This window comes from Iningainema tapete BLCC-T55 (assembly GCF_014698965.1).
Classification (GTDB): Bacteria; Cyanobacteriota; Cyanobacteriia; order Cyanobacteriales; family Nostocaceae; genus Iningainema; species Iningainema tapete.
The window spans coordinates 1-18,766 of sequence record NZ_JACXAE010000064.1 but is presented as its reverse complement, the minus strand read 5'-3'; the positions used below and the strand labels follow the sequence as shown (position 1 = coordinate 18,766).

Here is an 18,766-nt window from a genome sequence, read left to right as displayed (position 1 = left end):
AAGGTATTGCCTGTGGTAACGGTAGCTCAATGAAAAAATTAATTAAAGGTCTGCGGGAATTCAAATCAAGCTATTTCTGCACACATCAAGAACTTTTTGAACAACTTTCTCACGGTCAAAAGCCTAGAGTATTATTTATTACCTGCTCAGATTCACGAGTCGATCCAAACTTAATTACCCAAGCACAGTTGGGGGAATTGTTTGTCATCCGCAATGCGGGCAACATTATTCCACCATATGGCGCAACAAATGGCGGTGAGGGTGCTACAATAGAATATGCTGTTCAAGCATTAGATATTCAACAAATTATTATCTGTGGTCACTCTCACTGCGGCGCAATCAAAGGCCTGATGAAGATAGAAAAGCTCAGAGAGGAAATGCCGCTTGTACATGACTGGCTCAAGTATGCAGAAGCAACCCGTAGACTAGTCAAAGAACACTATAGCCATTATAACTCCGATGACCTACTCGAAATCGCGATCGCCGAAAATGTACTGACTCAAATCGAGAACTTGCGGACATATCCGGTGATTCACTCGAAGCTCTACCAAGGGCGTCTCAAAATTTACGCTTGGATTTACAACATTGAGACAGCAGATATTTTGGCATACGATGTCGAAAGACACGCCTATGTCTCACCCCAAAGTCAACTACCAGAATCAGAGTTAGATGATTCGCTGCTCTCACCATTTCCAAGTTGCAGCAATGGAAATTATTCCACTCCACCTCATTTAGAAGTAGTTGAACAACCTGATGATATTCCGATTGTTATCGATCAAAGGTTTCCTATGTCACCTTTATCTCCACAACAGATGGAGCGAATTTATCGAGGATCGAGATCTGTGAATTAAAGCTTTTCATCTCCCAAACCAGCTATAATCTGTTGCACAATTACCTGTGGTGGATCTTCTACATTCACCACAAAAGCATCAGATGGTTCCTCAAGAGTATCAAACTGACTTTTAAGCAACTGTTCAGACATAAAGTGATTTGTCCGTGCATGTAAACGCTTTTGAATCACCGCAAACGAACCCTTAAGATAAACCAACTTCACTTGTTCCTCATCAAAAATCAGATACTGGCGATAGTTGGCTTTTAGCGCCGAACATGCCAGTACTACATTTTTATGTTCCTGTAACCACTGTTTTAATGCTGTCGCCATTGCAATGAGCCAAGGCATCCGATCCTCATCTTGAAGAGGGATACCATGCCGCATTTTCTCTATATTTTCTGGTGGGTGGAAACAATCAGCGTCGCTAAATTCCCAGCCTAAATTGTCCGCCAACAGTTTACCGATGGTGGACTTACCAGAACCTGAAACTCCCATTACAACAATAATCATAGTCATAAATTAACCTCACGCAAAGGCGCAAAGGCGCAAAGAGTTTCTTCGCGTCTAGGCGTAGAGCGTGAGACAAAAATTAACTTAAAAACTCACGCGGATCTGTTACATACCCAGTGAGGGCAGAGGCGGCTGCAGTGTAGGGAGAAGCTAGGTAAACTCCGGCTTCTTTATTACCCATGCGTCCGGGGAAATTACGGTTCGTGGTAGAAACGCAAATTTCTGGTTCATTCATACGTCCAAAGGTGTCTTTGGGACCACCCAAACAAGCAGCGCAAGAAGGTGCAGCAGGTTCAATACAACCTGCTTCTAGGAAAATTTCGGATAGGGTTTGTTCAGAGTACTTGAGTTTAAACAAGTCTTCGTAAACTTTTTGAGTGGCAGGTACTAAGTAGGTAGGAACTTTGACTTTATTACCTTTGAGAATTTTTGCCGCGTGGAAAAAGTCTTCTGTTTTTCCACCTGTGCAAGAACCGATGTAAACTCTATCTATCTTGACATTGCTACATTCTCGTGCTAAAGCGCGGTTGTCTGGGGAGTGGGGTTGGGCAACTACTGGTTCTAGTTGGGAAACGTCGTAGCGTCTGTTACTGTAGAATTTGGCATCGGGATCTGTGTACACTGGTTCAAAAGGTTGATTGGTACGCGATCGCACATACTCAAATGTAGTTTCATCTGGTGCGATCGTACCATTTTTGCCACCTGCTTCAATCACCATGTTACACAGGGTCATCCGTTCTTCCATTGTCATTTTTTCCACGGCAACGCCTGCGAATTCCATTGTCCGGTAAGTAGCTCCCGCAACGGTGATATCCCCAATGATGTGTAGAATCAAGTCTTTTGCTAGTAAGTAGGGGGGCATTTCACCATTTAGTATGAAGCGCATGGTAGCGGGAACTTTAATTAATAGTTTACCCGTCCCCATAATAAAGCCTGCATCTGTGTTACCAATTCCCGTAGCAAATTGACCAAATGCTCCTGCATTACAAGTGTGGGAGTCTGTACCAAATAGAACTTCGCCTGGGCGGGTGTGACCTTCTTGGGCTAGGGCTACGTGGCAAACACCTTTGTAGTCTGGGTTGGCTTTAAAGTTTGATTTATCTGTAATGTCGTAGAAATATTTTATGCCTTGTTCTTGTGCAAATTCACGGAGAATATCTACATTACGGTTAGCGCGTTCGTCGGCTGTAAAGATGTAATGATCCGGAATTAAGACGATTTTTTCTGAGTTCCAAACTTTGGCGTCAGCACCAAACTCGCGTTTAAATACACCAATGGTTCCTGGTCCACAAACATCATGAGTCATTAGTACGTCAACATCAACCCAGATATTTTCACCTGGTTCGACTACTGACCGACCAGAGGCTTTCGCCAAGATTTTTTCTGTTATGGTCATGCCCATAGCGATCGCTTTCCTCTTTGATACAGGCTTTACAATCTATGCTACCTGCCTATTTAACAATATGCAGTTTATCATTCTCCCATAAATACATGCTATTTAAGCGATAAATGATGATCTAGTTCAAAATTCTTCGTTTCTGACAAAAAATGTAGAGACGTTCCCTCATCGTTCATACAAGGATTCTGAATAATGCACGTTTCAATTCGGTTGATGTTTATTGATCTAATTCAAATAATTTATACTCTTTATAAGTAAATATGCTTGATGACAACAGTGAAATTACTGTATGATAATTTATTTAATATGTGAAAAAAAGCATATCAGTACAGGGAAGCCATCACCACAAAGAAAGTTTAATACTCATGGACTTGAGATAAATACCTCAAATACTACTTAGGGTATAAAAATGATACAAAACTCAATAAATTCAGAGATTGAGCAGTATGTTTCCACAGATGCTCAGATCGACTGGCAAACAGACATTCCCACCTGTACAATTCCGATGATGACCAAAGGAATGTTGGCAAACATTAACTTTTTTGGTCATCCAGTTTGGAGTAGACAATATTTACAGAAGTGTTATAACAACGAAACCTTCAAACCACGTTGGCAAGCGGCGATGGGAAGTTGGGATGGTAAAATTGTTGTTGATATAGGTTGTGGACCAGGTAACTTATACGCAAAGCTGGGTGGTTCACCAAAAGTGATTATCGGGGTAGATATTGCCCGTGGTGGTTTGGAAATAGCTAAGGAAATAGGGTATACACCTATTTTAGCTGACGCTCATCACTTACCGTTTATTGATCAGTTTGCAGATATAGTCGTCGCTAATTCAACCATACATCATTGTGATGATATGAGGAGAATGTTGGCAGAAGCTGCGAGGATAGTACGTCCTGGTGGTTTACTAGTAACAGATAAAGATCCTCAGAAAACTGCCTGGAATTTAAAAGGTCTTGCTTTATTTTTGCGGGATATACGGATGCCCATCTACCGATTGATACGTAGTAAGTATTATGTTCCGCCGGAAATTAGAAATGCTCGTTGGAAAACCGAGATTCATAATCAAAGACCTGGAGATGGTGTTACACCAGAACTTTACCATCAAGTTTTGGAACCACTAGGTTTTGAAGTGAAACTGTATCCTCACAATCACGATCTTGGTGCTGAAGTGCTTGAAGGTAAGTATGGAAGACTACCTCTAAAACTTAGATTAGCTCAACGTATGTCTGGAATCAACCCAGACTCACCCGCGGCAGCACAAACAATTATGTGTGTTGCGAAAAGAATTAGTTAATCAAAACTTACATGGCGCTAAACCCAAATAGCGCACACCAACTGGTGTGACATCAAAGCGACAAGGTAAAACTTCTAAACCTTGAGCGATCGCACTACGCAACAACGTACCATATACAGGGTCAGCACTATCACCAGGAGCAAACTCGGTGCAATCACCCCGGTTAATTAAGTAAAGCATTACTGCACGACTTTGGGGAAGTAAAGCCATCAGTTCCCGTAAATGTTTTTGTCCTCTTGTGGTTTCTGTATCGGGAAATAATGCTAACTTGCCAGCAGCCCAAGTCGTGTTTTTCACTTCAACATAAATATTACTTAGTGATTCAAGGTGAGAGAGAAAAAAATCTACCCGACTTTTTTTATCTTGTCCGTAAGTAACTTCTGAACGAATTTGGTTGTATTCGCCTAGTTCTGGGAAAAGGCGTTTTTCTAGAGCTAGTTTAATTATTTGGTTGGATAAAGCTGTGTTGATACCTACCCAAGTCGGCTCTGTGTCATTTACTTGAATCATTTCCCATGTGTAGGGTAGTTTACGGTTAGGGTTATTACTTTTGGAAATTTGTACTGCACTACCAATACTGCAAACCCCTTTCATCGGACCGGTGTTTGGGCAATGTGCTGTGACTATTTCCCCATTCGTGAGTTCAATATCGGCAAAAAACCGTTTGTAGCGTTTGAGTAGGATACCTGGGTATAGGGGTGGGTAGTGATAGAGGTAGTCTGTCATAAATATATTTAACCGCATAGCCTGGGGTTTAAACCGCTCTTAAGCTCTGACTTTGCGCGGAGGTTTACCTCCAATCTTACCCGCTCAAAACCCCTATTACTCATTCTCCATTACCATTTAACACTGGGACAATTGATCTTATCACTCCACGAACTGTGGCTGACATCAGGTAGATTCGCCACTAAGATAATATTGCCCTGCAAGTCCATAACCCACCCAGTAGCTTCCACGATTGGGGAGTGGGGATAGCTTGGGGTTGAAACTTTGGGAGGCAATGGGAATTTATCCGCCCCTGATCTGACAACAGCAGGAGAACGAAAATCTTGCATAACAACCTGCCCTCTAAGCGCTTGTCTGGGATCTTCTGGTATGCTACCTCGTCCTGTCACAACAAAACGAGCGTCGCGGTCAGTAGGACAACCTGCGATAATTTGGTCTGCTGGGTCAATTATAGCCAAGGGTAATTGAGTTAATCCTGCAGTTGGGTCAATTTCTGGGATAATGAAGTTGACTGTACCATTAATGCCAAATTGAGAAGTGGCGGTAATGTCGCTGAAATCCGTGTTTTGGGTACGGTATTGTATGCCGTAGATGCCATTGGTGGTGATGTTAATGTTGCCGCCACTGCCGTTGTAGGCATTAGCAGAGATGTCGCTATCTTCTCCGGGAACAGCAACGAGGAATCCAGAATTAATATTGATATTACCACCATTGCCACCAGCATTAGCTTGTCCGGCAGTGGTGGAGATATTGCTGTGATTGCGTAATAACAAGAAATCTTTTAGATTCAAGAAAATGTTGCCACCATCACCCAATAGGGTTGTAGCGCTAATGTTAGAGCGATCGCTCAACCGTAATTGGTTGCTAGTAATTGCTATGTTGCCTGCATTTGATGTGCCATTTCCATTAGCAGCAGTGGTGATAGAGCCGCCATTGGTAAGCTCAATGGAAGCTGCACTGAGATCTATATTTCCTGCGTTGCCTATTGAACTAAAATTGGCACTACTAGAGATCTGACTGCTGATTCCCTGCCTACTTTCACCATCCACCTGGACTTTGCCTGAAATATTAATCTTCAAATCGCCTGCATTCCCTTGTCCATAAGTACTGGAACTAATTTGCCCACCATTTCTTAAAGAAACAGAACCAACACTCAATTCTATATTCCCACCTTTGCCTGTTGCTCCTGCTTCTACTGTACTGAGAACACCACTACCACCCTTGCTGTTTTCCCCATTTGCAAAGAAATCTCCAGTTACGGAGAGCCGGACTCCTCCTGCATCCCCCAGTCCAAAAGTGGAAGAAATGATTTGAGCGCCATTAGTTAGAGAAACCGAACCAGCATCAAGGTCAATATTGCCTGCATTACCTACCCCTCCAGATTCTACACTGCTGAAAACACCACTCACAAATCCCTGGCTGTTTTCCCCATTTGCAAAGAAATCTCTAGTCACATTTAGCCGGATTCCTCCTGCATTCCCGAGTCCAAAAATGGCAGAAACAATTTGAGCCCCATTATTTAGAGAAACCGAACCAGCATCAAGGTCAACCCCGCTTGCATTGCCTACTGCTCCAGGTTCTACACTGCTGAAAACACCACTACCACCCTGGCTGTTTTCCCCAGTTGCCTGGAAATCTCCAGTCACATTTAGCCGGACTCCACCTGCATCCCCTTTTCCAAAAATGGTCGAATTGATTCGAGCTCCATTAGTTAAAGAAACTGAACCAGCATTCAGGGCAACCCCGCCTGCATTGCCTAGCGCAAGAGTATCCACAGTGCTGAAAACACCACTTGCCTCATTTGCTTGGAGATCTCTAGTCACATTTAGCCGGACTCCACCTGCATTCCCTTGTCCAAAAGTGGAAGAATTAATTTGAGCTCTATTATTGAGAGAAACCGAACCAGCATCAAGATCAACTCCGCCTGCATTGCCTACTGCAAGAGACTCAACACTGCTGAAAACGCCACTCACAAATCCCTGGCTACTTTCCCCATTTGCCAAGAAATCTCCAGTCACATTAAGCCGGACTCTACCTGCATCTGCTGTTCCAAAAGTGGAAGAAACGATTTGAGCGCCATTAGTTAGAGAAACCGAACCAGCATCAAGATCAACCCCGCTTGCATTGCCTACTGCTCCAGGTTCTACACTGCTGAAAACACCACTTACAATTCCCTGGCTACTTTCCCCACTTGCTTGGAGATATCGAGTCACATTTAGCCGGACTCCCCCTGCATCCCCGAGTCCAAAGGTAGAAGAAATGATTCGAGCCCCATTGGTTAAAGAAACCGAACCAGCATCAAGGTCAATCTTGCCTGCATGACCTACCCCTTCAGGATCTACACTGCTGAAAACACCACTCACAAATCCCTGGCTACTTTCCCCATATGCAAAGAAATCTTTAGTCACATTAAGCCGGACTCCACCTGCATCCCCTTGTCCATTAGTGGAAGAAGCGATTTGAGCGCCATTAGTTAGAGAAACCGAACCAGCATCAAGGTCAATCTTACCTGCATTGCCTACCACTCCAGAATTTACACTGCTAAAAACGCCACTCACAAATCCCTGGCTGTTTTCCCCACTTGCTAAGAAATCTTTAGTCACATTAAGCCGGACTCCACCTGCATCCCCAAGTCCATTAGTGGAAGAAGCGATTTGAGCGCCATTAGTTAAAGAAACTGAACTAGCATTTAGGTCAACCCCGCCTGCATTGCCTACCGCTCCCGCCTCCACTTCGCTGCTGATACTGTTGTCATTAAAGAGCGAGACTGACTCGCTAGCTGTAATTTTCACCGAACCAGCATTACCTGCTCCAAAAGTTCGCCCTTGCCACTCAGAACCATTACTAAGAAAGACGGAGCTAGCTGTGACATTAATATCACCACCAGTTATACTTGGTACATTGGTATAGTTATCGCTGCTAATTTTAGCGTTATTGAATGAAATATCTCCATTGGAAGTCAGAGTAATATTTCCGCTAAGTAACCCAACGGAGTTGATGCCACTGCTTGGGTTGAAGGTGATGTTCCCATTTGCTAGTAACCTGACATCTCCACCATTGCCCAAATATTGCTCATTAACCGTAGTAGCGTTTGTGTCAATTAAACTATTGCCAATAATACTGCCTTTGGAGTCAATATTTACCGCTCCCCCCCCTGTCACTACTGTACCGTTAATTTGAATGTCTCCCGCCAAATTGGGGTTAGGGTAATATTGGTTAGTTAACAGCACTTGTCCTGTTATGGGTTTGTTGGCAGTATCTGCAAATAAGATAGAACCGACTTTGATATCGGCACTTGTGTTTGTATTGGTGACGATGAGATTGGAGAAACCAGGATTACCAAGAGCCGACATTGATGGTGCGATCGCACTTGGCGAAACTCCGGCACGTATATCTAATGTTGGTTTGGTATTGCCGGAAATCGCTACACTCGTACCATCTGATAAAGCAACGTTTTCTACTATTCCCGAATCTGTATCTGCTTTGGTGATTGTAATATTGGGGATTTCGACCTTACCGCCTGCTATGATATGCAAAGAGGCTCCCGTATAGCTACCAATTGAGACATCTCCACCACTTCTAATCACTGGGTCATCGCTACTAGACAAACTCCCCATGCCACTTCCCTGTTGTGACGGGGAAGATAAGGACAAACTTTCTGGCACTTTTTCTAGACGAAAACTACCGTAACTGGTATAATGTGCGTCTCCGGCAACAGGATTAGCCGACCGCAACACCATATCCCTACCTGAGAATAAACCACTGTCGGGATGATTCAGCACAAATATATCCAGCTTTTGATTTCCCTGCAAGACCAAGTTACTGCCTGCTGTGGCAATGAATGGTTTACTCGTACTGTCTCGTATAGTCACAGTATTACCGACTACATTTAAATTTTCCCCGGCTCTGAGTTGACCTTGCAAATTCAAATTGCTACCAATCAGATTTAAATCTTGTCCTACGGATAAATTCCCTTGATTGCGAATCTGTCCGTTAGGAGTTATAGAGCCATACTGTAAACCTGGCGTCACATTAATCTTCAGTAGCGGCGGCGTTGTTGGGTTATCGGCACTAAAAGTATATTTGTCAATATTAACACGAGTCGCTGTAGTAGCTGTGAACGAGCCGCGTAGATCTAGCTTTGCATTGGCACCAAAAATAATGCCGTTGGGATTCATGAAAAATAGATTCGCACTGCCATTTACTCCTAAGGTGCCGAATATCCGTGAGATATTACTTCCACTCACCCGAGTAAAGATATTGGTAACGCCATTGGGAGAAGCAAAATAAACTTGCTGTCCGTTGTTGACATTGAATTCGCGAAAACTATGGAATAGGGTGGTATCTCGAATTGCTCCCCCTGTAATTAAGTCTTTCACACCTTGAGGCGTGACAAGGGAATTTTCTCTGCCCAAAGTAGCATCAGGGATAATCTGAGCATATACTGTACGACTAAAAGCCGTCGATATACTGCTAGCTAACAGTAAGACTGCAATTTTTAACCACCAATACCAACTTTTCGCTTTCATATCATCATATCATGTCCGTTAAATTGACCAAATCAAGCAGGGGTGTACCAATTTTAATTACTGTACCCTATCTACCTGCTTTTTTCTAAATACGAGTGTGAGTAAGCCTTTTGAGACTTAACGGGAAAAGTCAGATCTTATGCTGAGGACACACCAGAAGAGAAAGAGTAAGAGATTTTTATGCCTAAATTATGTAAAAGTTACCATATTTAGCATAATGTAGGGTGTGTTAGGCGAAGCCGTAACGCACCAAACTGCGGTAATTAGGTGCGTTACGTTACAAAGAGCGCACCCTACGTATATTTTGTATTTAATTTCAGCAATATTAAATCATGACAATTGATACGTCTAATATTAATAATCTGTGGGGTTCTTTGATTGTTGAAGAGTTAATTAGAAATGGGGTTAATTATTTTGTCATTTCTGTAGGTTCTCGTTCCACGCCTTTAACGGTGGCTGTTGCTCGCCATCCCAATGCAGAAAAAATAGTTTGTTTTGACGAACGTGCTGCGGCTTTTCATGCGCTAGGCTATGCTCGTGCTACACTTAATCCTGCTGTAGTTATCTGTACTTCTGGAACAGCAGCAGCTAATTACTTTCCGGCTGTGATTGAAGCTTCTACTGATTGTGTGCCATTGATTGTGTTATCTGGCGATCGCCCTCCTGAACTACGTCAAACTGGTGCTAATCAAACTATTCAACAATTTAATCTTTACGGAGAGTATGTAAAATGGCAATTCGATTTGCCTTGTCCTGACGAAAAAATTCCTCCACAAATGGTTTTAACAACCATCGATCAAGCGGTTTACCAGGCACGAAAATCTCCTAGTGGTTCTGTACATCTTAATTGTATGTTTCGCGAACCTTTAGCTCCTACAAATGCACATATTACCGATGGGTATTTAGATTCTCTAACTCTATGGCAGAAACAGAAAAAACCATATACTCAATATACCTCGTCCCAAGTCATACCAGATGCAGATAGTGTTAACCAAATTGCTGATATTATCAATCAAACTCAGTGGGGAATTTTAGCTGTTGGTCAATTAAAGTCTGATGCTGATGTTCAAGCTGTATCGCAATTAGCAGAAAAACTAAACTTACCTGTATTTACTGATATTCAATCAAGATTACGCTTAGATTCACATACTAATGTAATTAATTATTTTGACCTATTATTGATAGATTATTTACATTCTCAAAAACCACTAGAAACTATTTTACAAATTGGTAGTCGCATAACATCGAAAAGATTTATGCAACTAATAGAGCATCAAACACTAAATTATATTGTGGTTACTGATGACCCTTTCCGCCACGATCCATCGCATAATGTTTCTTGGCGAATTGAGGCTAGCATTTCTCAATTTTGCCAACAGCTATTACCCGCGATCGCTAAGTCTATAAATTCACATTTGTTAATTCAATTACAGCAGCAATCTCAATTAATTAACCAAACTATAGATGATTTTCTCGGACAATCACAGGAAATTAGCGAACCAGGTATAGCGAGAATAATTTCTCGTTATATTCCTAAACAACACGGACTATTTCTTGCTAACAGTATGCCGATTAGAGATATGGATATGTACGCTGTATGTGAAGGTTCTCCTGTCGCAGTAAGTGCAAATCGCGGTACAAGTGGAATTGAAGGTACTATCGCTTCAGCGGCAGGTTTTGCTGTGGGCTTGAATTCATCGGTTACTGTTCTCATCGGAGACTTATCTTTTTTATATGATTTGAATTCACTTGCCCTGTTGAAATCCCTTTCTCAACCTCTAATTATTGTCGTAGTTAACAATGATGGTGGGGGAATATTTTCTTTTTTACCAATTGCTCAGTTTCACGATGTTTTTGAACCTTACTTTGGTGTTTCTCATCAACTTGAGTTTAAGTATGTAGCGAAAATGTTTGGTATTGACTATTATCATCCAGAAACAACGGATGCATTTCTAGTCACTTACCAAACTGCGATTAGTCATCAGCGCCACGCTGTAATTGAAGTGACAACGGATCGGAATAAAAATTACGCTTTGCATCAAGATTTGCAGCAGCTGCTACAAACCCACGGAAAATTCCTTGCTGTGCAGGATCGTTAATGGAAAGTTCTGGATGCCATTGCACTCCTAACATCCAAGGATGACATTCATTTTCTAACGCCTCAATCACTCCATCTGTAGCTTGCGCTACAATCCGCCACCTTTTCGGAACAGTGCGAACTGCTTGATGATGCCATGAAACAACAGTCATTTCTCTCACTCCCACCAAATTTGCCAAAAGACTATTTGGTATAATTTGCACAGTATGTTCTGTAGAATGAGATTGATCTGATCGATGAGCGATCGCATTACCAAATTCATCTGGTATATGAGGTATCAGATTTCCGCCATCAGCAACTACCAACACCTCTAAACCACGACAAATACCTAATACTGGTATATCAGTAGCTAAAAGTAACTGTCCAAGTGCTAATTCAAAAGCATCACGTTCAGTATCAATATTATATATAGTGGGATGAGGAAAACCATTATATATAATGGGGTCAATATCACCTCCTCCAGATAAGATCACACCATCCACTAATTCTAAGATGAATCTTGGATCTGATTCTCCAGGCGGTAGCAAAATCGGTCTTCCACCTGCTTGACGAATTGCGTTTGCGTAAACAGCAGGGAGAGAAAAATTGCCCGTTAATTGTTGTCCGGAAGTGGTTATGCCAATCAGCGGCGGCTTTACTCCAAATGCAGTCATTAGTTACAAGATGTCGTTAACAAAGGTTTTTCTGATGATAACCTCTCGTTCTTGGGGCTAATTCAGCAACAAGCGATCGCTGAAGTTATGGCTCTACCTAAACAAGATACCAGACGCTCTGCTATCGTCAAGCTGCTGGCAACTTGGAAAGTTAGTATAGAAGTAAGTAGCCAGATTGATGCCGAAGAAAGGGAATTAGTTATGAACTTATCACAAGCTTACCTAGAATGGGAACAACAAACTGAGCTAAGGGGAGTCGAGCGAGGCAAGGAGCAGGAGCGGCGTGAAATTGTGGAAAACTTACTTTTAGCGCGTTTTGGGGTACTTGACTCACAGTTGGCGGCAATCGTGCAGCCAATCTTGAATTTACCAGCTACTGAGTATGCAGCTTTGCTATTGCAATTTTCCAGTTTGTCACGGGAGGATTTGTTGGCGCGGTTTGGATAGTTTGATTTTCAGTCATTCAATCTTATTCAGAAAGTAACATGAGTTGCCCCACATGCCGCCCCGTAGTTTCAGGTTCGAGGCGTTGAGTGGCAGTTATTTTCTCTCTCATCGAAAATAGGAAATGACTTAAAAACAAAACAAACGCCATGATAGATGAATTCTACAATCGGGGATTAGAAAAAGCTAAGCAAAAAGATTATGCTGGGGCTATTGAGGAATTTACTGATGCTTTGCAGCTAGCACCTGATGCTAATGCATACTGTCAAAGGGGTTTGGCATACTACGATTTAGGAGAAATACATCAAGCTGTTTCAGATTATACAGAAGCTTTAAAATATAATCCTCAACATGCACAGGCATACTATTGTCGGGCATTGGCAAGAGTAGCGCTCAAAAATTTGCCAGGAGCGCTTGCGGATGTGGAGCAAGTTATTCGCCTCAATCCTAAACATGCGGCAGCTTACAGTTTGCGGGGAACGGTACGGCGTAAAGAAGGGTATATTCAAGATGCGATCGCCAGTTTCAAAAAAGCTGCGGAATTATATTTAGAAAAACAGGATAAGGAAAATTGTAGCCGTTTATTAGAGATGATTCAACAGCTACAACCAAAAGAAAAAGCTGTTGCTGTTACTCAGCAGAGTTACAAAGTAGCGCCGATAATATCGGAAAACTCCTATTTTACCCAGTTATTAGAACAAGCGGAACATGGAGATACTCGTCAAGCAATGGAGGGGTTAAACTGGGCGTTGCAGGTAGATCCGCAAGATGCGCAAGCCTTTTGCTGTCGGGGAGTTGTGCGTTGCAAGCAGGGAAATTACCGGGATGCGATCACTGATTTCAACTCGGCGCTGCGACTTAATTTTCAAGATAGCATTGTTTATCGCAATCGGGGGAAGGCTCGTTTTCAGTTAGGAGATTTTCAGGGAGCGATAGCTGATTTCAATCAAGCTTTGCAAATGCAACCCCAAGATGCACTGCTTTATGTTGCCAGAGGAAATGTCTACCGGGCAATGGGTAATTATTACGGTGCGATTAAAGATTATACTCAAGCTTTGCAAATCAATCCAGATGATGCTCAAGCTTACTATAATCGGGGTCTTGCCTATACTTGTTTAGAGGAAATGCAACGTGCTGTGGATGATTATCAGCGGGCAGCAAGTATATTTTGTGAAAAAGAAGACTGGCAAAATTACCAACAAGTCTTAGATGGGTTGAAAAAAATCATTGCACGTAGCCCAGAGTTAAAACAGACAGCAAATAACGTGTTACGTCAGCGTTTGTTGCGATTGGTAGGGGGATATTGGGAAATTGCCCAACGACTGATTGAGCAGGCTAAGTATAACTATCCCGGGATGACAGATGAGTGGTACATGGAAAAAGTGATTCATGATTTGGAGAGCGATCGGGGTAGATGAGCGATTTAAGCTCAATGGAGAAACTGGGTTTCTAATATAAATGGGGACATAAATGTTTTAGTTATGCACCTAAAATTCAGATATTTTTGATAAGATACCCGACTTTTTCAAGAAGTCGGATATCTCCATTTCTTATAAATAATCTAGAAGCGCTTTACTGTCATTAAATTTAAGAATTAATTAGAATATAACTGCACTATTTTTGTCCATTATTTAGTGAATTAAATCTTGAAATACTAGAGTATATCTAAGAATATGGTAGTGGAATAAGGAAATACAAAATCTCCTTCCAATCGCAAGAACTTAACTCGGAGTGAACTCAAAATGGCTAGAATCACAATTTCTAACTTAAACACCGTTCAAAACAATTTTCAAGTTTTGAGCAATACGGAGCTTGATGCTACAAAAGGTGGACAATTGGGTGCACTTATTTCCGCATTAAATTTTATTGGTAGTGATTCTGACCTGTTAGATGCTTTCAACGGCGAAGATTCTGACGTTGTTGATCTTACTAATAATCGCATTCTTACTGGTGGTCTTATCAACGAACCTTTATTCTAGATACCTAATTCTTTTGTCAAATGCTTATTCAACCAATTTGCCGTCCACCGCCCAAAAGAATACCCATAATCGCGAGAACTACTACTTATTAATTCCTTTAAACGCTCTAAATACTGCTCATTCGCAGCTTTAGGACGCCCAATGGAACAGTCTTGCCATTGATGCGCCATTCCAGCACGAGCAATGTGCGTCCAATGTCTTGCTGTTGCCGGAGAGCATCCCAAAATTTGACAAATTTCTGTTTGAGACTTCCCCTCATCTGCCAATAGCATAATTTGAATACGCCGGCGATAAGATTGGGATAAATCCTCTTGTAGAATCTTTTGCAGAAGTTTCCGCTGAAATTGTGTTAAATATTTACCATTGAGAATCTCCAAAACAACTGTATCGGTATTCTTTTGGTCATTCAACATGTCTGTACTACTTAAATCCTCAGTATTTAGACTTGTGTTGTGAGTAAAACCATCAATTTCACCCATAATGTATAAATATTTGCAAGTATTTACTCTTAACTTTTGCCTTCATACTAGTAGATATATTTATAAAAACTTTACTTTATGTATGATGGCGTCAATCTATTTTTTTAAACAACACATTAATTACTGTAATAAAAATAACTTAGCATCTGAAAAAACTTAAAAAATCATACCTCAGATATAGGAAGCAAAATTAATAAAGTCTACCTTTAGATACATGGAAAAAATAATACTTGTTTATGTACAGCAGCGATTAGATAAAGTTTAATTTTTTATTAGATAAAAAACAGTACATTATGATTTTAGGTATCAATGTAGAACTCCATCTGACTACACCAACCATGAGAAATATAATGTATAGTTTTGGTAAAAAAAATATAAATTTTAATATTTTTTACGTGAAGATACTTACAAAAGCAAATTTTCAATTTATTTGATGCCATAATTACGTATAGTAAGTAGTCTAAAAATTACATTTATTTTCAGACTACTTAGATTTAGAATAACTATACGGAGTACATCATGAATCCATTGTTCAATGAAATTGCAGATTCTGAAGCAACCAACCTTTTAGGTGGTCGCTCAATTAAATCTTCTGACTTTCTAAGTGTTAACGCTGAAGCATTCGCTAAGTCTTTCGCTAATACTGAATTTTTTGAGACTGGCTATCCCCAAACCTATACCAACACTTTCACAAAGTTAGACGACGTAACCTCTTACTCAGAGTCAACATCTCTAGCGTCTATTTTCTACAGCGACGAACCTATCTAAGGGTAATTAGTAAGATAGTGTAAAGCTTGTCTAGCAACTTCTTATTATTCTGGAAAGTAGTACTAGATTATGTTTTTACAACTTTCTTTAAGAAAGGCATTAAATGTAGAGACGCGATACATCGTGTCTCTACAAGATAGGTGGGTAAGATTAAGTATCGGCTGTTAAGATTTCAATTTAAGCCCTTTAAGTATTGAAATAGATAGCGACTATAAAGTCATATATAGTATTTATGTAAATGAAAGTACGAACAAGCAAACTACCAGTGGGAAATATCAAAAGCACACCATGTATATCTAAATACGTAGTGTGCTTTTTAACTTTGATAAACTTTTAGTTCATCTAACTATTAAACACCAGGAGTCAAAGTGAAAACTGCTAGATCAAAAGCAGTATCAATCACATCTTCAGTGACTCCGCCATTAAATATTGCACCAGCACCAATGACGAACAGGTAAGTATTAAGATCAAAGTTAACTGTAGTAGCAGCACCACCTCTTACTTGGGCTACTTCTTCATCTGTGATTTCAACAAACAAAGGTTTTTTCTCGTTCATTTTCAGAATTATTTCCTCTTTTTGATTATTTCGCTTCATGTGTTTTTGGCAACATCATATTTAATAGCGTAATAAGAATAATACTCAATATTTAAAGGCTAAAGTAATTACTATTTCTGTAAACTAAATTGCCAAAATATGAAATAACAATTTCACATTTATGACAACTCTATTTCCGAAAACTACATAAGCTAGGCTATTTTATTGATTGCATGGGCATACTTTCTTTCTGATCTTAAGCGCTACTAAAAAAGCGCCAGACGCCAATGAACTTAAAAATTCTAAATTTGTGATGTTTTTGGGACAAAAAAGTTTTAGATTTGTCTAATCAAAATTTACAAAAATGGATAGAAAAACTCTTATTTAGATTAAAATGTTAAGGCTGTGTTCAAAAAATACTAATATATGGAGGAGTTATGTCTCTAGAAAATGTACAAGCATTTTACAAAAGGTTAGCTACTGATGAAGCTTTCCGCAGTCAAATTCAAGGTGTTAAGAGTAAGTATGAATGTAGCCAAATAGTTAAAGGTGCAGGTTATGATTTCACTCAAAAAGAGTTTGAAGAATATACAGAACAATTATTGGAGTCAACTGTTGCCGATGAACTCCTCAAAGATTTAGATGAAAAAGAACTAGCATCTGTAGTAGGTGGGGCAACATCAGTATTGAGTGAAGAGCCAGTTTACCGAGCAATGTATGGGGTTGTGACAGATGAACCACTAGCGAGCTGGTATAATTGGATTGGAATTGGCAGATTTAAAGAGCCAATTATACAACCGATGTATGGGGTTGTTCTGAACCCTCTAGAAAAAGATTAAGTTCAAGTTGCGCTTACAGCTTAGACAAGCGCGAGTGTGAAGTATAGGCTTAGGCTTTTGGGGACGGATGGAGATATTTCCGTCCTTATTTTAATAATTTAATTGAGGATCTTTTCATGACGCAACGTAGAATTAGTTATGCGGTTTGGGAAATCACGCTAAAATGTAATCTAGCTTGTCAACACTGCGGTTCTCGTGCCGGTCATACAAGAACAAAAGAACTTTCCACAGCAGAAGCCCTTGATTTAGTTAGACAAATGGCATCAGTTGGGATTACAGAGGTAACCCTAATTGGGGGTGAAGCTTTTCTGCGTCCTGATTGGCTAGAGATTGCTCAAGCAATTACCTCCACTGGGATGCTTTGTAGTATGACTACTGGGGGTTATGGTATCACATTAGACACGGCACGTCGAATGAAAGAGGCTGGGATTAGAGTGGTTTCTGTCTCCGTTGATGGCTTAGAAGCGACTCATGATCGTCTTCGTGGTAGAGATGGTTCCTGGCAATGGGCGTTTAAGACAATGAGTCATCTGAAGGAAGTAGGTATTCGTTTTGGTTGCAATACTCAAATCAATCGCCTATCTGCTCCAGAATTCCCTCGTATCTACGAACACATTCGTGACGCAGGTGCATTTGCTTGGCAAATTCAGTTAACTGTGCCGATGGGTAATGCCGCAGATAATAGTGAGATTCTGCTGCAACCTTATGAACTGCTGGATGTGTACCCCATGATTGCCCGTGTTGCCCAAAAAGCTTTTCAACAAGGAGTGCAAGTACAACCAGGAAATAATATCGGCTACTATGGTCCCTACGAAAGATTCCTGAGGGGAGGGGATGCTTGGTCTTTTTGGCGGGGATGCAGTGCGGGACTATCCACTTTGGGCATTGAAGCAGATGGTGCGATCAAAGGTTGTCCTTCACTGCCTACTTCTGCTTACACTGGTGGTAATATCCGTGACCACTCACTGCGCACAATTATTGAAGAGACAGAAGAATTGCGATTTAATTTGGGGGCTGATACTCCTAAAGGAACAGAACACTTGTGGGGTTTCTGCAAAACTTGCGAATTTGCTCAACTTTGTCGCGGTGGTTGTAGTTGGACTGCTCATGTTTTCTTTAATCGGCGGGGGAACAATCCTTACTGTCATCATCGCGCCCTTACTCAAGCAAAACGCGGTATTCGCGAACGAGTAGTTCTCAAACATCGGGCGGAGGGAAATCCCTTTGACAATGGCGAGTTTGCTTTGATTGAAGAACCGATAAATGCACAAAAGCAAGAGTTAGACCCACTTCATTTTAGTAGCGATCGCATTCAATGGTTTCAAGATGGGCTTGAACCATTAATATCAACCAAGGTTAATTGAAAATACATTTGCTCAGAATATTATGTTTACTGATTCTACCCCTTCAGAAAATACTACTAATGCTCAAGACCAAACTCAGGAAAACTCTCCTGCGCCCTTATTACCTCGCTCAGCTTGGAATAATCAGTTAGCTTATTTGAGAGTTGTTTTTAGAGCAAAGAAAGCTTTAGACAGAATTGAGAAAGAAGCTGGGGTCTTGAAACTTTAAAGCAGATGTGAAAGCGGAGGAATTCAAACCTATATTCCGCACCCAATAGTGTCACAATCGGTAATTACTGAAATAAAAAAGCAAACCAAGAATAAAATGAGAC

The 18,766-nt window shown here is 40.9% G+C and carries 15 protein-coding genes and 2 pseudogenes; 10 read left to right on the top strand and 7 right to left on the bottom strand.

Annotated elements, in window-relative coordinates; all coding sequences use genetic code 11:
- The first annotated feature begins 29 nt into the window (after positions 1–29).
- On the top strand, positions 30–851 hold the full coding sequence (locus ICL16_RS18965) for a carbonic anhydrase (protein WP_190830685.1): 822 nt from the start codon (positions 30–32) through the stop codon (positions 849–851).
- Here the strand turns inward: ICL16_RS18965 and ICL16_RS18960 are convergent.
- Positions 848–1,342: a gluconokinase gene (locus ICL16_RS18960; RefSeq protein WP_190830858.1), complete on the bottom strand. Its 495-nt coding sequence runs from the start codon at positions 1,340–1,342 to the stop codon at positions 848–850. The genes ICL16_RS18965 and ICL16_RS18960 overlap by 4 nt on opposite strands.
- Before the next feature lie 79 nt (positions 1,343–1,421).
- Positions 1,422–2,744, bottom strand: coding sequence for a 3-isopropylmalate dehydratase large subunit (locus ICL16_RS18955; protein WP_190830683.1), 1,323 nt, complete (start codon positions 2,742–2,744; stop codon positions 1,422–1,424).
- Between the two features lie 406 nt (positions 2,745–3,150).
- Here ICL16_RS18955 and ICL16_RS18950 point away from each other — a divergent pair, with 406 nt between their 5' ends.
- Positions 3,151–4,041, top strand: a complete 891-nt coding sequence (locus ICL16_RS18950; protein ID WP_202895614.1) for a class I SAM-dependent methyltransferase — start codon at positions 3,151–3,153, stop codon at positions 4,039–4,041.
- Here ICL16_RS18950 and sfsA read toward each other — a convergent pair whose 3' ends face one another.
- The gene (gene sfsA, locus ICL16_RS18945) at positions 4,042–4,767 is read right to left on the bottom strand and encodes a DNA/RNA nuclease SfsA (protein ID WP_190830681.1); all 726 of its coding nucleotides are present in this window, start codon (positions 4,765–4,767) and stop codon (positions 4,042–4,044) included.
- Between the two features lie 110 nt (positions 4,768–4,877).
- Complete coding sequence (locus ICL16_RS18940) at positions 4,878–9,296, bottom strand: two-partner secretion domain-containing protein (protein WP_190830679.1); 4,419 nt, start codon at positions 9,294–9,296, stop codon at positions 4,878–4,880.
- A 332-nt stretch (positions 9,297–9,628) separates the two neighbouring features.
- On the opposite strand from ICL16_RS18940, the pseudogene menD reads away from it, so the two are divergent.
- Positions 9,629–11,242: pseudogene (gene menD / locus ICL16_RS18935) on the top strand (2-succinyl-5-enolpyruvyl-6-hydroxy-3-cyclohexene-1-carboxylic-acid synthase); the annotation flags it as partial.
- 28 nt (positions 11,243–11,270) lie between these two features.
- Here the strand turns inward: menD and ICL16_RS18930 are convergent.
- The gene (locus tag ICL16_RS18930; protein WP_238360834.1) at positions 11,271–12,047 is read right to left on the bottom strand and encodes a gamma-glutamyl-gamma-aminobutyrate hydrolase family protein; all 777 of its coding nucleotides are present in this window, start codon (positions 12,045–12,047) and stop codon (positions 11,271–11,273) included.
- A 51-nt stretch (positions 12,048–12,098) separates the two neighbouring features.
- On the opposite strand from ICL16_RS18930, the gene ICL16_RS45725 reads away from it, so the two are divergent.
- From ICL16_RS45725 to ICL16_RS18915, 3 genes are all read left to right on the top strand, one after another.
- Positions 12,099–12,494: an RpnC/YadD family protein gene (locus ICL16_RS45725; RefSeq protein ID WP_238360833.1), complete on the top strand. Its 396-nt coding sequence runs from the start codon at positions 12,099–12,101 to the stop codon at positions 12,492–12,494.
- 146 nt (positions 12,495–12,640) lie between these two features.
- Positions 12,641–13,909 (top strand): tetratricopeptide repeat protein, encoded by a 1,269-nt coding sequence (locus ICL16_RS18920; protein ID WP_190830675.1) that lies wholly within the window; start codon positions 12,641–12,643, stop codon positions 13,907–13,909.
- Between the two features lie 324 nt (positions 13,910–14,233).
- Positions 14,234–14,470: a hypothetical protein gene (locus ICL16_RS18915; protein ID WP_190830673.1), complete on the top strand. Its 237-nt coding sequence runs from the start codon at positions 14,234–14,236 to the stop codon at positions 14,468–14,470.
- On the opposite strand, the pseudogene ICL16_RS18910 reads toward ICL16_RS18915, so the two are convergent.
- Positions 14,470–14,883, bottom strand: a pseudogene (locus ICL16_RS18910) (helix-turn-helix domain-containing protein); the annotation flags it as partial. The gene ICL16_RS18915 and the pseudogene ICL16_RS18910 overlap by 1 nt on opposite strands.
- 585 nt (positions 14,884–15,468) lie before the next feature.
- Between ICL16_RS18910 and ICL16_RS18905 the strand changes: the two are divergent.
- Complete coding sequence (locus ICL16_RS18905) at positions 15,469–15,717, top strand: hypothetical protein (RefSeq protein ID WP_190830671.1); 249 nt, start codon at positions 15,469–15,471, stop codon at positions 15,715–15,717.
- Positions 15,718–16,066: 349 nt separating this feature from the next.
- Here the strand turns inward: ICL16_RS18905 and ICL16_RS18900 are convergent, their stop codons facing one another.
- Positions 16,067–16,312 (bottom strand): hypothetical protein, encoded by a 246-nt coding sequence (locus ICL16_RS18900; protein ID WP_190830669.1) that lies wholly within the window; start codon positions 16,310–16,312, stop codon positions 16,067–16,069.
- Positions 16,313–16,689: 377 nt separating this feature from the next.
- Here ICL16_RS18900 and ICL16_RS18895 point away from each other — a divergent pair, with 377 nt between their 5' ends.
- The 3 genes from ICL16_RS18895 to ICL16_RS18885 all read left to right on the top strand — a co-directional run bounded on the left by ICL16_RS18895 (position 16,690) and on the right by ICL16_RS18885 (position 18,663).
- Positions 16,690–17,091 carry a Nif11-like leader peptide family natural product precursor gene (locus ICL16_RS18895; RefSeq protein ID WP_190830667.1) on the top strand — a complete coding sequence of 134 codons (402 nt, stop codon included), beginning with the start codon at positions 16,690–16,692 and terminating at the stop codon, positions 17,089–17,091.
- A gap of 116 nt (positions 17,092–17,207) precedes the next feature.
- Positions 17,208–18,455 carry a nif11-class peptide radical SAM maturase 3 gene (locus tag ICL16_RS18890; protein WP_190830666.1) on the top strand — a complete coding sequence of 416 codons (1,248 nt, stop codon included), beginning with the start codon at positions 17,208–17,210 and terminating at the stop codon, positions 18,453–18,455.
- A 22-nt stretch (positions 18,456–18,477) separates the two neighbouring features.
- Positions 18,478–18,663, top strand: a complete 186-nt coding sequence (locus ICL16_RS18885; protein WP_190830663.1) for a hypothetical protein — start codon at positions 18,478–18,480, stop codon at positions 18,661–18,663.
- The last annotated feature ends 103 nt before the right edge of the window (positions 18,664–18,766 follow it).

Coding starts and splice junctions, on each gene's coding strand:
- ICL16_RS18965 (WP_190830685.1), top strand. CDS start 30: ATGAAAAAATTAATTAAAGGTCTGCGGGAATTCAAATCAAGCTATTTC.
- ICL16_RS18960 (WP_190830858.1), bottom strand. CDS start 1,342: ATGATTATTGTTGTAATGGGAGTTTCAGGTTCTGGTAAGTCCACCATC.
- ICL16_RS18955 (WP_190830683.1), bottom strand. CDS start 2,744: ATGGGCATGACCATAACAGAAAAAATCTTGGCGAAAGCCTCTGGTCGG.
- ICL16_RS18950 (WP_202895614.1), top strand. CDS start 3,151: ATGATACAAAACTCAATAAATTCAGAGATTGAGCAGTATGTTTCCACA.
- sfsA (WP_190830681.1), bottom strand. CDS start 4,767: ATGACAGACTACCTCTATCACTACCCACCCCTATACCCAGGTATCCTA.
- ICL16_RS18940 (WP_190830679.1), bottom strand. CDS start 9,296: ATGAAAGCGAAAAGTTGGTATTGGTGGTTAAAAATTGCAGTCTTACTG.
- ICL16_RS18930 (WP_238360834.1), bottom strand. CDS start 12,047: ATGACTGCATTTGGAGTAAAGCCGCCGCTGATTGGCATAACCACTTCC.
- ICL16_RS18920 (WP_190830675.1), top strand. CDS start 12,641: ATGATAGATGAATTCTACAATCGGGGATTAGAAAAAGCTAAGCAAAAA.
- ICL16_RS18915 (WP_190830673.1), top strand. CDS start 14,234: ATGGCTAGAATCACAATTTCTAACTTAAACACCGTTCAAAACAATTTT.
- ICL16_RS18905 (WP_190830671.1), top strand. CDS start 15,469: ATGAATCCATTGTTCAATGAAATTGCAGATTCTGAAGCAACCAACCTT.
- ICL16_RS18900 (WP_190830669.1), bottom strand. CDS start 16,312: ATGAAGCGAAATAATCAAAAAGAGGAAATAATTCTGAAAATGAACGAG.
- ICL16_RS18895 (WP_190830667.1), top strand. CDS start 16,690: ATGTCTCTAGAAAATGTACAAGCATTTTACAAAAGGTTAGCTACTGAT.
- ICL16_RS18890 (WP_190830666.1), top strand. CDS start 17,208: ATGACGCAACGTAGAATTAGTTATGCGGTTTGGGAAATCACGCTAAAA.
- ICL16_RS18885 (WP_190830663.1), top strand. CDS start 18,478: ATGTTTACTGATTCTACCCCTTCAGAAAATACTACTAATGCTCAAGAC.